Annotated in this window: 15 protein-coding genes; 10 read left to right on the top strand and 5 right to left on the bottom strand. The window is 58.7% G+C overall.

Features of this window, described 5'->3' with window-relative positions:
- Window positions 1–316: 316 nt before the first annotated feature.
- From PG722_RS01515 to PG722_RS01495, 5 genes are all read right to left on the bottom strand, one after another.
- A complete protein-coding gene (locus PG722_RS01515) occupies window positions 317–1,243 on the bottom strand; it encodes an ROK family protein (RefSeq protein ID WP_270579442.1) in 927 nt (308 codons plus the stop codon).
- A complete protein-coding gene (locus PG722_RS01510) occupies window positions 1,240–1,980 on the bottom strand; it encodes a phosphatase (protein ID WP_110436312.1) in 741 nt (246 codons plus the stop codon). Before PG722_RS01510 ends, PG722_RS01515 begins: the two co-directional genes overlap by 4 nt.
- Window positions 1,981–2,090: 110 nt before the next feature.
- Window positions 2,091–3,596, bottom strand: a complete 1,506-nt coding sequence (locus PG722_RS01505) for a D-alanyl-D-alanine carboxypeptidase family protein (protein WP_270579441.1) — start codon at window positions 3,594–3,596, stop codon at window positions 2,091–2,093.
- The gene (locus tag PG722_RS01500) at window positions 3,583–3,825 is read right to left on the bottom strand and encodes a hypothetical protein (RefSeq protein ID WP_110436314.1); all 243 of its coding nucleotides are present in this window, start codon (window positions 3,823–3,825) and stop codon (window positions 3,583–3,585) included. The genes PG722_RS01505 and PG722_RS01500 overlap by 14 nt, the downstream gene beginning before the upstream one ends.
- Window positions 3,826–3,917: 92 nt before the next feature.
- The gene (locus PG722_RS01495; protein WP_118728993.1) at window positions 3,918–4,940 is read right to left on the bottom strand and encodes a sporulation protein; all 1,023 of its coding nucleotides are present in this window, start codon (window positions 4,938–4,940) and stop codon (window positions 3,918–3,920) included.
- A gap of 117 nt (window positions 4,941–5,057) precedes the next feature.
- On the opposite strand from PG722_RS01495, the gene PG722_RS01490 reads away from it, so the two are divergent.
- The 10 genes from PG722_RS01490 to PG722_RS01445 all read left to right on the top strand — a co-directional run bounded on the left by PG722_RS01490 (window position 5,058) and on the right by PG722_RS01445 (window position 14,110).
- Complete coding sequence (locus tag PG722_RS01490; protein ID WP_116705406.1) at window positions 5,058–5,318, top strand: YabP/YqfC family sporulation protein; 261 nt, start codon at window positions 5,058–5,060, stop codon at window positions 5,316–5,318.
- Between the two features lie 16 nt (window positions 5,319–5,334).
- Window positions 5,335–6,558 carry a sporulation protein YqfD gene (locus tag PG722_RS01485; protein WP_118728992.1) on the top strand — a complete coding sequence of 408 codons (1,224 nt, stop codon included), beginning with the start codon at window positions 5,335–5,337 and terminating at the stop codon, window positions 6,556–6,558.
- A gap of 20 nt (window positions 6,559–6,578) precedes the next feature.
- Window positions 6,579–7,001 (top strand): hypothetical protein, encoded by a 423-nt coding sequence (locus PG722_RS01480; RefSeq protein ID WP_270579440.1) that lies wholly within the window; start codon window positions 6,579–6,581, stop codon window positions 6,999–7,001.
- Between the two features lie 331 nt (window positions 7,002–7,332).
- Entirely contained in the window at window positions 7,333–8,340 is a 1,008-nt protein-coding gene (locus PG722_RS01475; RefSeq protein WP_270579439.1) for a PhoH family protein, read from the top strand.
- The gene (gene ybeY, locus PG722_RS01470; RefSeq protein WP_118760296.1) at window positions 8,340–8,831 is read left to right on the top strand and encodes an rRNA maturation RNase YbeY; all 492 of its coding nucleotides are present in this window, start codon (window positions 8,340–8,342) and stop codon (window positions 8,829–8,831) included. The genes PG722_RS01475 and ybeY overlap by 1 nt, the downstream gene beginning before the upstream one ends.
- A gap of 3 nt (window positions 8,832–8,834) precedes the next feature.
- Entirely contained in the window at window positions 8,835–9,302 is a 468-nt protein-coding gene (locus PG722_RS01465; RefSeq protein ID WP_118285623.1) for a diacylglycerol kinase family protein, read from the top strand.
- A 187-nt stretch (window positions 9,303–9,489) separates the two neighbouring features.
- A complete protein-coding gene (gene era, locus PG722_RS01460; protein WP_270579438.1) occupies window positions 9,490–10,386 on the top strand; it encodes a GTPase Era in 897 nt (298 codons plus the stop codon).
- On the top strand, window positions 10,387–11,142 hold the full coding sequence (gene recO, locus PG722_RS01455) for a DNA repair protein RecO (protein WP_270579437.1): 756 nt from the start codon (window positions 10,387–10,389) through the stop codon (window positions 11,140–11,142).
- A gap of 82 nt (window positions 11,143–11,224) precedes the next feature.
- Window positions 11,225–11,614 carry a hypothetical protein gene (locus tag PG722_RS01450; RefSeq protein ID WP_270579436.1) on the top strand — a complete coding sequence of 130 codons (390 nt, stop codon included), beginning with the start codon at window positions 11,225–11,227 and terminating at the stop codon, window positions 11,612–11,614.
- 102 nt (window positions 11,615–11,716) lie between these two features.
- Window positions 11,717–14,110: an endonuclease MutS2 gene (locus tag PG722_RS01445; RefSeq protein ID WP_270579434.1), complete on the top strand. Its 2,394-nt coding sequence runs from the start codon at window positions 11,717–11,719 to the stop codon at window positions 14,108–14,110.
- Window positions 14,111–14,241 lie beyond the last annotated feature (131 nt).

Genomic DNA, 14,241 nt, shown 5'->3' with positions numbered 1-14,241 from the left:
CGCAGGTGCCGTCCGTAGTCACCAGACCAACGAGTTGCGCGGCACTGTCATGCCGCGCCTGCGTAGAGTAACTCATATGTGTAGCAGTAAGGTAACTGAACTGCGAATAGGTAAAAGAAAAGGACGGACCTCAATAGGTCCGTCCTTGCGAATAGAAAAATCCTCTGCCGTTCTTCTTTTCGAAGCGGTCGCCGCTCTCCGATTTTCGCCAGACTATCCCAAAGGGAAAGGGGTGATTCACAAGAGGGTGGAAACCTTGGTGTCTACCCTCTTGTGCCCCTGCCGGGCAGGCAAGATTCGTTCGCTTCGCAAGCGATTACTCTACAAGCATCGCTGCGCCCACCAGACCTGCGTCATTGCCGAGCGACGCACAGACGATCTCGGTATTTCGGTCCTCACCGCGGAAGGTCTGCGGGAAGGTGAGCCGCCGCAGCGGCTCGAGCAGCTTTTCGCCGTAGCCCGCCAGTCCGCCGCCGAGCACGATGCGCTCCGGCTGAAACAGGTTGACAAAGCTCGCCAGACCGTTCGCCAGATTGCCGCAGTATTCGTCAAACAGCTCCTGCGCGAGCGCATCTCCTGCGTCCACCGCGTCGCAGATCTGCTTGGCGTTCAGCTGCCCCTTGTGTACGGCAAGCACGCTCTTTCGTCCGTCCTCGAGCGCACGCTCGGCAAACCGCACGAGCGAAGCCGCCGAGCAGTACGCCTCCAGACAGCCGCGCCGTCCGCAGTTGCACGGCTCGCCGTCCTTTCGGATAACCATGTGCCCAATCTCACCGGCAATGCCGTTGCAGCCGGTATACAGCTGGCCGTTAATGATAATGCCGCCGCCAACGCCGGTGCCGAGCGTTACCATCAGCATGTTGCGCGTGCCCTTGGCCGCACCGGCAGTCGCTTCGCCGAGCACGGCGCAGTTTGCGTCGTTATCCAGATGCACCGGACAGCCGAACTCAGGCAAAAACGCATCCGCAAAGCTGACGTTATTCAGACCCAGATTGGTGCCGAACCGCAGGGTGCAGGTTTTCTTGTCAAACGAGCCGGGCACGCCGATGCCGATCGCCGTTACGTCCTCTACCGCACAGCTGTGCGCCCTGCACAGCGAGAGCGCCAGCGTTTTCATATCTGCTTTCAGGCCGGCTGCGTTGCCGGTCCGGGTCGGAAGGCTGTCCTTGCACAGCAGCGTGCCGTCCTCGGTGCAGAGCGCCGCCTTGACGGTCGTGCCGCCCAGATCAATACCGATTCTCACAGCAAATCCTCCTCGTCGAACAGATGCAGGCCGCGGCCCTTGAAATAGTTGTTCAGCCGCTCCACACTGCTGTTGATGATCAGCTCCTCCGGGAAACCAATTTCCTCGAGCATTTCCAGTGCGCCCTCCACATGACCGACGCGGTAGCAGATATGGCTGTCGCTGTCCACCGAGATAGGCACCTCATATTTCATGCACAGGCGGGCGATGTCCATGCAGTTGTCATGGCTGCCCTTACGGATGGACAGAGACGCGTTGTTGATCTCGACAATCTTGCCGTGGTCGTTGCAGCGGCTGATGATATACTCGTGGTCGAACGGGAAGTTGGAGTTGCCGAGGTGGCCGAACGCGTTGACATACGGGTTGTACAGGATGGCCTCGAGCGCCGCCGTGTGCACGCTGCTGTCCACCGGCGGGAACATGCATTCGTGGAAGGATGCGAGCGCAAACTCAACGGGCTTGAGACTCTTGTTGGAAATGACGTTGATGCCGCCTGCCGGAGCGGTGATGTCGAATTCAATGCCGCGAATGACCGTTACCTTGCCAATCTTGCGCGGGATAAGGTCCAGGTTGGAGAAATGCCACTCGTGCGGGCCGTCCGGATTGGTGGGGCCGTGGTTGGTGATGGCGATAGCCGCAAGACCGCGGTCCTCGGCCGCCTGCACCATTTCGGTGAGCGTGCTGAATGCATGATCAGTTACATTGGTGTGGGTATGCAGGTCTGCGATGATTTGCATGGGAAAAGGCTCCTTTTGACGTATGATTTTTTGGGGGGGGTAAGATGAAAGGCGGACACATGGGTCCGCCTCTGTATTTGCAGTTCGCTGAACCGCCGGTATGCGATTGTTTATCGGCGGTGTCTGCGCGGATAATCATCGTTATCGTAGCGCTTGCGCATCGCCTTGCGGCGACGGCGGCGCCGGATTCCGCCGAATGTGATGTTGAACAGAATGTACAGCACGATGAAGATTGCGGCTGCGATCAGCACGATTTTGAACACGGTGCTCTGGAAGAAATGGCTCAGCTTGTCCGAGTAATAGAGTACGCGGCTCATTTCCACATCGCTGAGCGCGACCAGTTCGACCGTGCCGTAGGACGTGCCGTTGTAGCTGTATGTCATGCTGCCGACCACATCACCGGCCTTGATGGGCGCGTCAACGGCTTCCGGCAGATTGGGTGTCGCTTCCAGCGAATCGGTCTCTACATCGGCAGGGAGCAGCGCCACCAGATCGTTTTTTGCGGTCAGCACCAGCTGATCGGTCTGCGTGGACAGGTCTACCTTGACATGGGCGAGCGTGTCACCCTTTTTCGCAACGGTCTTGGTCTTAAAATGGGTGAAGCCCCACTGATACAGCGATTTGGTATCCGTGAAGCTGGCCGCTACCGTCGGGTACTCCTTGGACGAGGCGGCACTGCCGAGCACGACCGAATACAGCTTGGCATCGCCGTACTCCGCGTAGCCGACAAAGCAGTTGCCCGCCTGCGAGGTGTGTCCGGTTTTGATGCCCTTGTTGTACGGGTATGACCACGGGTTGAACGAGCTGAAGATGAGCTGGTTGGTGGTGAAGATGATGCGTTCCTCGTGCATGTTGGTCTTGGGCATGCGGTACTGCACGGTGTCGATAATGTTGGTGAACGTGTCGTTCTTCATGGCCTCGCGGGCAATGAGGTACAGATCACGGGCGGTGGTGTAGTGATCTTCTTCGTGCAGGCCGCATGGGTTGCAGAAATGCGTTCCGGTGCAGCCAAGCTCCTCAGCGCGGGTGTTCATCATGTCCACAAAGTGCTCGCTCGTGCCGCCGACATGGCGCGCGAGCATGTACGCCGCCTCGTTTGCGGAGGGCAGCATAAGCGCATACAGCAGGTCGATGACGCGCACGGTCTCACCGACCTTGATGTCTGCGTTCGAGCTGTCTGCTGTAACCTTGGTGAAGTCGCCCTGTTCGGCCGTGACGGTCTCGTTCAGATCCTTGACATTCTCAAGCGTCAGCAGCGCGGTCATAATTTTGGTCGTGGACGCCGGATAACGCTTTTTGTCCGCATTTTTCTCATACAGCACCATGTCGGAATCCGGGCTGATGAGCAGGGCGGCGGTAGCCGTTACGGCCGGCGCTTCGCTTGCCGCTGCGATAACATCCTTGTCATTGTCGGCGGTCATGTCCTTGGTGTCCTTGGAATCCTTGCTGCCCGAATCGGTGGACGAGGTGTCCGAGCTGTCGGAATCCGACTGGCTCGATGAGGTATCGCTCTCGTCATTTACGGCATAGGCGCGGGTGATCGGCGCCGCACCGAGCAGCAGCGTAAAGCACAGCGCCAGTGCGGTAAGACGGTTTTTGAAATTATTGCTCTTCATCGGTATCTCCTAAAGAAAAATCGGCATCGGTGAAGTGCCCGCGCAGAACCGCCGGCTTGGGCGGGGTGCGCCGCAGCGGATCGTAGCGGAAGGAACGGCAGTGATCGGTGCCGTTTACCACACCGCGTTTGCGGCAGGCAATGCGTTCGCCGTCCGCCAGCGGAGAGCCGTGCGCGCAGTAGGTACAGCGCGGTTCTATATTTTTTCGCAGCAGCTTTTTGAGCCTCATGCGTAGGGTCACTCCAATCGGTTAAAATCAGTGGTAAAAGTGTCCTGTCGAGTGGTGTCGGTCAATACAGGACGTATATAAAATATTATATATCATTTCCTGCGCTTTTTCCACCCCCAAATTGGATACAAAGCAGAAACGAACAGCACAGCAAGCGTATACCGGAACCGTACCGATATCGGTGTCAGCTCCGGTGAGGAAACCGTCAGCACGGCAGGCGAGAGGGAAAACAGGAAAGCCGTCAGCACAGCTGCGAGCGTACCGTGCAGCAGCTTTGCGGCAAACAGGCCGTGAACCGGCAAATCGTGTGCTTCCGCGAGGGCGCGCACCTGAAACTGCACAGCCAGTCCGCCAAATCCCAGCAGGAAGGACGCAAGCGTCAGCCGCGCTCTGCGCGGCAGCGGCAGCACGGCCAGCTCGTCTAAGCCGTTAGTCAGCTCGATCATGCCGTCCAGTACGTTTCCGTATGGAAAAAGTGCAAAAACCGGCGAAAGCAGCCGCAGCAGGATGGAAAACATGGTCAGAAATGCTGTTACCGTCAGCGCCGTGGATGCTGCCTGCTGTACGGACGCGCAGAAAATCGAGGGGAATGAGGTGCGGTTCCGGTTATGGATACGCTGCGACAAGGCAGATAACGGGGTACGCGCGAAAAACAATCCGACGATCAGTGCCGAAACGATATGTATCCCGTACAGCATCGCGCCTGCCTGCGCAGAGCCGAACACGCCGAGCCCTACCAGTCCGATGCAGAAGCCAGGACTGGCGCAGTTGCAGAAGCGGTTCACGCGCTCTGCCGCTTCGCGGGATAGCACACCCTCGGAGAGCAGCGCACACGCGGTCGCGGCGCCGACCGGATACCCGCCGATGAGTCCGAGCACCAGAGCAGGCGCAGCCTCGGGCGGCAGGCCGTATAAGCGGGCAAGCGGCTTCGCCAGCAGCGGCGACAGCCGCGCGGTATCACAGCGGACAAGCAGTCCGCTGACAACGAAAAACGGAAATAAAGCCGGTAAAGCCTGCGCTGCGGCTAAAGAAAGCCCCTCGCGGACACCATCCGCGCAGGCAGTCGGGCAAAGCAAAAACGCGGCAAAAAGAGCCAGCGATAAGAACAGCTTCATAGCGTCACCTCGGAACAGTGTATGAGAAGCAGGAAAGTTTCAGTACGCTGATACATAACATATACCGTTATACCTGCCCTACGGAGAAGGTAAAATGCGATATGAAGGTGGCGCGATATGCTGAAAGATAACTTATACGCCGAACTCATGGAGGACCTCCACCCAAACCGCCCGCGCGTGGAAATCCTCGGAGACAGCCGGGTGATCGTGGAGAACCACTGCGGCATACAGGAATACGACGACAGCATCCTGCGCGTCAGATGCCGCGGGTGCGAGGTACGCATTCTGGGTGCAGACCTGGAGCTGACGGCGCTTTCCATGGACGAACTGGCGGTGATCGGCGTGATCTCGTCGGTGGAATACATTACGACCGAGTGAGGAAGGAGGAGCGCGAATGATCGGGCGGCTGTGGCTGCTGGCTTGCGGGCAGGTGCGCGTGCGCGTGACAGGCGCAAGCCTGACGCGGTTTCTCAACCTGTGCGCGGCGCAGGGTATCACGCTGCGGCAGATGGACCGCACGGCATGGAATGAGCTGCACGCAACCCTGTCCATCCGGGATTTCCGAACGCTCAGGCGGCACATGGGACGCACGGGATGCCGCGTGCATATTCTCCGGAAACGCGGTCTGCCGTTCCTTGCGGCGCGTCTGCGTCCGCGTACGGCGCTCTGGGGCGGAGCCGTATTCGCCGCGGCGCTGTGCTGGCTGCTCGGCACGCATGTATGGGCGATACAGACCGAGATCGCACCGGCGATAGATGAGATGGCTGTCATGCAGCAGCTGAGCGAAATGGGGGTGCATATCGGCATGCCCATCAAGAAGCTGAACACCCGTCAGATACGGTGGAAGATGATGCAGCTGCAGCCGAATATCACGTTTTTTTCGCTCAATCTGCGGGGCAACAGCCTGACCGTGGTCGCCTACGGCAGTACCGACCCGCCGGAGGTACTGGACGAGCACGCGGTCACCAAGGTGGTGGCCACGCGGGACGGTGTGGTAACGCAGGTGCGTGCGCTCGAGGGACAGCCAATGGTGCAGGCAGGAGATGCCGTGCAGACCGGTGATACGCTCATCAGCGGTCTGGTGGAGCCGACACGCGAAGGCGGAAAGTACCGCACAGCGCATGCGCACGGCACCGTACAGGCGTACACCACGCATACGGTTCGGGCAGCGCGGCCGCTCACCGAGCAGAGAAAGCGGTATACGGGTAAAATTCGTCATCAATATGCACTGGTGATGGGAAATAAACGGTTAAATTTCTATATTGGCAGTGGAATTGCAGGGGGTACTTGTGATAAAATAATAACGACCAGACATTTTTGGCTGTCGGACAGCGTGGTGCTGCCGGTGGCGCTGGTCACACAAACGTATACATTCTACGAGCGGGAGCCGACGACGCGCACCGCCGAGGACGTGCGGGTGGATATGCTCTCGCGCGCACTGGGCGAGACCGCCGCGGATATCGACGGCATGGTGACGAGCCACAGCGAAACGCTCACCGAGCAGAACGGCGCGGCAGTGCTGTACCTCACCGTCCACGCCGAGGAGCAGATCGGCACCGAGGCCGTGGATGACAGTACCGTTCCGGAGGAAAATGCGGAGATGGAGCAGGTGCCGTAGAGACAGAAAAGGAGACGCCTATGAACCGTAAACCCGCGACGATTCTCGCAGGACTGAGCACCGCAGCAGCATTTGCCGTAAACGGCTCGGACTGGCTTCACGGCGGTTCCGCGAGTGCAGGCAAATTCTGCGTCAGCGCGGTGTTTATCGTGCTGATATCGCTACTGGTGTGCGCATGGCGGAAACACAATACCGCAATGTGTCTGCTGACGATTGCATCGGCGCTGATTGCGATTGGTGCGGCAGCCGGTTTGCTTATGACGGTGGATATCCTTCCGGCAAATTCGGTGCTGCTGCCGTTTAGTGTGTTCCTCGTGCCGTTTTTCGGCGTGACGAATTTCATGGCTTCCGCATTTGCCGCAATGCTTCTGCCGCTGGCGGTTTCGGTGGTGTGGCTGTGTTTTGCGGTGGGTTTCTGGATTCATAATCGGAAAAATATGTGATTTTACGTTGCGTGGGCGCATTATAACCGTTGTTGTAAACGTGGTGTTAGTTGTTACACGGCGGGGTAAGGGCAAGAGAAGCCGCACTGGGGTGCGCCCCGCCCTACGGTAAAGATATACCGGTTAAATAAGTGTGGGGAAGCGTAGGGAAGTGTAGGTATATACAAATAATTTTAGCATACCACCCACACTTACCCACACTTACCTACACTTCTTCTGTAAGGAGTGCGGATATGATGACCGCCGGGGCTGCGACTTAGAGCAGAGCTATATCAAACAATAATTCCTAATTACTAATTAAACATAAGAGGGTGTAACCATAGAACAGGTAATGCAAATCGAACAAACCGAACTGCTGATGGCAGTATTCGGTGCATTTGACGAAAACATCAAGCAGATCGAGCGGGAACTGAACGTCTCGGTCATCAGCCGCGGAGCCGAGCTGAAAATCACCGGCGAGGACGAAGGCGTGTCCATCGCTGCACGCGCGATTACGGCGCTGCTGGCGATGGCAGGCCGAGGAGAATCCATCGGCACACAGACCGTGCAGTACGTCATCGGTCTGGCGAAGGACGGCCGCGAGAGCGAGGTCCACACGATGAGCCGCGATGTGCTGTGCATCACAGCAAAGGGCAAGCCGGTCAAGGCGAAAACGCTCGGCCAGAAGAAATACATGGAGGCCATCCGCAAGAACACCATCGTCATGGGCGTTGGCCCTGCCGGTACCGGCAAGACCTATCTTGCGGTTGCGGCGGCGGTTGCGGCCTTTCGGGACAAGCAGGTCTCCCGCATCATCCTGACCCGTCCGGCGGTCGAGGCGGGCGAGAAGCTGGGCTTTCTGCCCGGCGACCTGCAGAGCAAGGTAGACCCGTATCTGCGCCCGCTGTACGACGGTCTGTTTGACATGCTCGGTGCGGAAAACTTCACCAAGTATCAGGAGCGCGGCTCCATCGAGGTTGCCCCGCTCGCGTATATGCGCGGACGCACGCTCGACGACAGCTTCATCATTCTCGATGAGGCGCAGAACACCACGCCCGAGCAGATGAAAATGTTCCTCACCCGACTGGGCTTCGGCTCCAAGGCAGTCATTACGGGCGATATTACCCAGATCGACCTGCCGGACGGCAAGCAGTCCGGTCTGCGCGAGGCGCTGCGCGTGCTGGACGGCGTAGAGGGCATCGCCCAGTGCTTCCTGACCGAAAAGGACGTTGTGCGCCATGAGCTGGTGCAGCGCATCGTCAAGGCGTATGCAGAGTACGAAAACAAAAAGGGCAAGGGCAAGCCTGCCGCAAAACCGGCAGGAAAGCGCCTTCCGACCCGCCGCAAGGAGGGAAAATGATGAATCATCAGATCAATATTGGCTTTGAGACCGAGGTAGCAGACGAAAACAGCGTGCGTGAGCTGATCCGCACCTGCGCGGAGCGTGTGCTGAAGAGTGAGCAGGTGGACTTTGACGCCGAAATCGACGTTACCGTTGTCGATGCCGACGCCATCCGCGAAATGAACGCCGAATACCGAAATAAGGACGCCGTGACCGACGTTCTTTCGTTCCCGATGTACGAGTTCCTCAACGGCGAGCCGCAGGAGGAGCTGGAGGCCGAACCGGACTCCGGCTGTGTCATGCTCGGTGATATGATCCTGTGCTACACGCGCGCCTGCGAGCAGGCGGAGCAGTTCGGGCACTCGCCTGCAAGAGAGTGCGGCTACCTGACCACGCATTCCGTGCTGCACCTGCTCGGCTACGACCACGAGCGCAATGACGAGGACACCCGCCTGATGCGCAGCAAGGAAGAGGACAACCTTGCGTTCCTCGGACTGACGCGGGACTGAGCCATGAAAAAGAATATCCGAAAACTGAGCGAGAGCTTTTTGCACGCTTTCCGCGGCCTGCGGCTGTGTATCCATGACGAGCGCAACTTCCGCGTGCACATGACGGCGGCGTTCTACGTCATCCTGTTCGGCGTGTTCGGCGGTGTGAGCATGACCGAAGCGGCCATCCTGTGTATCTGCTTCGGCCTTACTATGGGCGCGGAGCTGTTGAATACCGCCATCGAGCGCCTGTGCGACAAGCAGGCGAGCGGGTATGACGGCATGGTACGCAACGCGAAGGATATCGCGGCGGCAGGCGTGTTTGTGTGCGCGGCAGCGTGCGTCGCGGTCGGCGCGTGTATCTTTATCGGAAACGGCGTGCTTGCGGCAGCCATCAAATTCTTGTGGTATAGGCTGTGGCTCGGCATGGCGGTTGTGGTCACCGTGCCGATTGCTGTCTGGTTCGTGTTCCACTTTGGAAGAATTCAATAATAATGGAGAATTCGCACAAGGATAGCTCGTCGCAGCGCGGACGGAACTCGCGCAAGAATAGCTCGTCGCAGCGCGGACGGAACTCGCGCAAGAATAGCTCGTCGCAGCGCGGACGGAACTCGCGCAAGGATTGCGACATTTTCAATTTTCCATTCTCAATTCTCAATTACTGTACTGGAGATAAATAATGAGCAAGATTACCAAAACTGCGGTCGTATCCGTTGTAGGACGGCCGAACGTGGGCAAATCCACGCTGACAAACAAGCTGGTCGGTCAGAAGGTGGCCATCGTATCCAGCAAGCCGCAGACGACGCGCACGCGCATCATGGGCGTACTCAGCCGCGGTGAAACGCAGTATGTTCTGCTGGACACGCCGGGTCTGCACAAGCCGCGCTCGCGTCTGGGCGACTACATGTGCAAGGTGGTGACGGACACGGTTTCCGAGGTGGACGTTGCCGTTCTGGTGGTAGAGCCGATCCCGAACATCGGTCCCGCCGAGGAAACCCTGATCGCACAGATCAAGCAGCATCACATGCCGGCGATCCTCGTCATCAATAAGATCGACACCGTCAAGAAGGAAGAACTGCTGGCCGTCATTGCGACCTACGCGGCAGCACATGAGTTCGACGCGGTTGTGCCTATCTCGGCACGCACCGGCGAGGGCGTAGAGGAGCTGCTCACCGAAATCGACAAGTATGCCATCGAGGGCCCGCAGCTGTTCCCGGAGGACATGGTATCCGATCAGCCGGAGCGTCAGCTTGTCGCTGAAATTATCCGCGAGAAGATGCTGCGCCTGCTTGACCGCGAGGTTCCGCACGGTGTAGCCGTCGGCATTGAGCGCTGGAACGAGCGCGAGGACGGTCTGGTGGAGATTAACGCGGTGATCTACTGCGAGAAGGCCAGCCACAAGGGCATTATCATCGGCAAGCGCGGCGCGATGCTGAAAGAAATCGGCCAGCAGGCGCGCGCGGACATCGAGCGCATGCTGGATGCCAAGGTATTCCTTGAGCTGTGGGTCAAGGTCAAGGAGGGCTGGCGCAACAACCAGTACCAGATGCGCAACTTCGGCTACGAGGATCAGTAAATGGCCGAGGTCAAGCTGCGGGCACTCGGTCTGCGCGAGGTGGATTTCGGTGACTTTGACCGCTATCTGACCGCATTGACCGAGGACGGCCGCAGGATTGAAATCCTGTGCAAGAACGCGCGGCGCGGCAAAAAGCAGAATCCGGCGGCACGGCAGCTGTGCTACTCGGAGTTCATTCTGTCGGACAGAGGCGGCAGGTACACGTTAAGAGACGCCGACCTTGTGCACTCATTCTTCGCGCTGGCAGGCGATATTGAGAAGTACGCGCTGTCGTGCTACTTAAACGAGCTGACAACCGCTCTGACTGTGCCGGATTTTGACAATCCGGCCTTGTGCCGTCTGCTGCTGTACGCGCTATACGCACTCGAGGGCGGCAAACGCGACCCGGAGCTTGTCAAGGCGGCGTTCGAGTGGCGCATTATGGCCGAGAGCGGCTACGCACCGGATTTAACCTCGTGCGGCGTGTGCGGCGAGGTGATAGAGAACCCGCCGGTGTGCTTTTCCGTTCGGGCGGGCACAGCCGCGGACGCAAAGTGCGCGGGGAGAGTCGGCGGTTATGCACAGCTTGTGGACAGTACCCTGCGGGCGATGCTTCATGTGCTGACAGCCGAGCCGAACAAGGTCTATGCGTTCGCGCTCAACGGACCCGCCAGAGAGCAGTTCTGCAATATGGCGGAGGAATATGTCAAGTACCACCTCGGACGCGGGTTCGAAAGTCTGCAGTTTTATCAATCGCTACAGGTGCCGATAAAATAACTGTGTAAAAGAGTGTAGAAGTGATGAGCCTGCACGATCTATCATCAGATATGCAAACCTATCCCGAGAAAGGAGCAGCGGTATGGATCGCAAAGCAGTTTCTATGTGGAAGGTAACCAAAAACCTGATTCTTACAGACGTCTGTGTGATCGCCTTGTTCTGGCTCATACCGAGCGCAAAGATGCTCGTGCTGCCGCTTGGTGTACTGTGCGCCATCGGATATATGCTGTGGCTGGGACGGTGCTTCCTGAACGACTGCAGGGCCAATCTGCCGAATGAGGACTATCAGCGCATTGCCGCCGAGTTCGGCTTTATCGTGTTCGGAAGAACCTGGATGCGAAGCAAGCAGTGGCAGTACGTTGCCGAGGAAAGCGGCGAGACCGGTGCAGCACTGCTGCGCATCTGGCGCGGCAATATGGTGCTTGTCATCGTGTCGCTGGCGGTCATGGCGGTGCTGGTTTGGATGGGGTAAACGCAGTTATAAGATAATGCACAGCTATATCGCAGGGTGCGACGACCTCGGCGCACCCTGCGAAAGCAAATAAATAACAAGAAGATTTTACGGGAGTTTGAAATGAACAAATTAGGCGAAAAATCCCTTAAAACACTGGAATACTACGAAATACTGGAAAAACTGGCCGGACAGGCGGCATCCCAGGCGGCAAAGGAGAAATGCCGTGCACTTCGTCCGCTGGACGACCACGAGCAGGCCGAGCTGTGGCTGCAGCAGACCACGGACGCGAAGGACCTGATGGTTCGTCAGGGCAGTCCTGCCTTTGGCGGCATCCGAGAGGTAGGCGCGATCCTGTCCCGCGCGGATCGCGGCGGCACGCTCAACCCGCGCGAGCTGCTGGCGGTGGCAAGTCTGCTGCAGACCGCGCGCCGTGCTCTGCTGTACGATGCCGAGCACGAAACCAAGACCACGCTCACGCCGATTTTCGGTCTGCTCTCCGGCAACCGTGATCTGGAGGAATCTATCACGACCGCCATCATCTCCGAGGAGGAGATCGCAGACGGCGCGTCTCCCGAGCTGCTGAGCATCCGCCGAGAACTGCGCCGCGTGTCCGGCAAGGTGCGCGAAACGCTCAACCGCATGATCTCGGGCGAGCGCTCCAAGTACCTGCAGGAGAATATCATCACCCAGAGAAACGGTCGCTTCGTTGTGCCGGTCAAGGTGGAGCACCGCGGCGATGTGCCCGGTCTGGTGCACGATACCTCGTCCACTGGTGCAACCGTGTTCGTCGAGCCGCAGCAGGTCGTGGAAATCAACAACCAGATTAAGGTGCTCGAGGGCCGCGAGGAAAACGAGATCGAGCGCATTCTCGCGGAACTGTCGTCGCGCGTGTCCATGTACAAGGGCGCCATCGAGCAGGACTACGATGCGCTGACCACGCTGGACTTTATCTTTGCGCGTGCCAAGCTGTCGTTCGACATGAACGCCTGTGCGCCCGTACTGGTCGAGGACGGCAGCCGCTGCAAGCTGCTCCGTGCGCGTCATCCGCTGCTGGATAAGGACAAGGCGGTGCCGATTGACATCGCCATCGGCTATGATTACGACACGCTCGTCGTCACCGGCCCGAACACCGGCGGCAAGACGGTTTCGCTCAAAACGCTCGGCCTGCTGTCGCTCATGGCGGCAAGCGGCCTGCATATCCCGGCGAACGAACAGTCGGAAATCGGCCTGTTTGAGCATGTTTACGCCGATATCGGTGACGAGCAGAGCATCGAGCAGAGCCTGTCCACGTTCTCTGCGCACATGAAGACCATCGTGTCCATCATGGACTGCTGCGGGCAGGGCGACCTCGTGCTGTTCGACGAATTGGGTGCCGGTACCGACCCGGTCGAGGGCGCGGCACTGGCGGTTGCCGTCATCGGCTATGCCCGCCAGATGGGCGCGTGCGTTGCCGCGACCACGCACTACGCCGAGCTGAAAACCTTTGCGCTGACCACGGACGGTGTAGAGAACGCCTCCTGCGAGTTTGACGTCAAATCCCTGCAGCCGACCTACCGTTTGCTGACCGGTATTCCGGGCAAGTCGAATGCGTTCGCGATTGCGGCTCGTCTGGGTCTGCAGCCGACCATCATCGAGCGGGCGAAGGAGCAGGTCTCCACTGAGGACGCCCGTTTTGAGGACGTTCTGGCGGAGCTTGAGCGCGAACGCCGCCGTGTCGAGCAGATGAAGGAAGAAGCGCAGCGCATGCGCTCTGCCGCGCAGTCCGAGCGCGACAAGATGCGTGCCGAGCGCGATGCCGCCGAGGATCGTGTGGACAAGATGATGGAGAGCGCCCGCGGACAGGCAGACAACATCCTCAAAAATGCCCGCATGACGGCGGAAACCGTGTTTGACGAGCTGGAAACGCTCAAAAAGAAGGCACAGAAGAAGAACGCCGACCAGAACCTTGCGGCAGCCAAGGCGGCGCTGCGCGGTGTCATCACCCAGACCGAGAACGAACAGCGCCGCGGTATTCAGAAGCGCGTTGTCGAGGCTGACGAGGTTCGTTCGGTGCAGAAGGGCGACCGTGTGCGCCTGCTCAACGTCGGCGGCGTCATTGCGACCGTGCTCGCTCCGGCGGATAGGGACGGCAGCGTGCAGGTGCAGGCCGGTCCGATGAAGATGACGGTCAAGGAGAACGAGCTGCGCCTCGTGGAGGAGAAGAAGAACGCGCCTAAGCCCAAGCCGCAGCCGAGAAGAGATGCGCCGAGACGCGAACTTAACATCCGCTCGGCGGAAAGCGAAGTCGATGTGCGCGGTATGAGCGCCGAGGAGGCTCTCTTTGAGGTGGACAACTTCCTGTCGCGCGCCATCATGGCCGGACTGCCGTCTGTCACGGTCATCCACGGCAAGGGAACCGGCGTGCTCCGCACGGCTGTGCAGCAGCATCTGCGGAAAAACAAGCGCGTCAAGAGCGTCCGCAGCGGTGTTTACGGCGAAGGAGAGCAGGGCGTAACGATCGTCGAATTGCGCTGAGGCAATCCTGCACAGTTTACGCATAGATTTCTTTTAATGAATTATGTGGTATTGCCCTAAAAATACCTGTTTTAGGAATCGGAAACCGGCGAATAGGGCATAATGCCCTATAAATCAGTACGTTTTTTGAA

Source organism: Butyricicoccus sp. OF27-2pH9A, assembly GCF_027693185.1.
GTDB lineage: Bacteria > Bacillota > Clostridia > Oscillospirales > Butyricicoccaceae > Agathobaculum > Agathobaculum butyriciproducens.
Note: the sequence above shows the minus strand (reverse complement) of the source record. Positions and strands in the feature narration are given on the sequence as shown.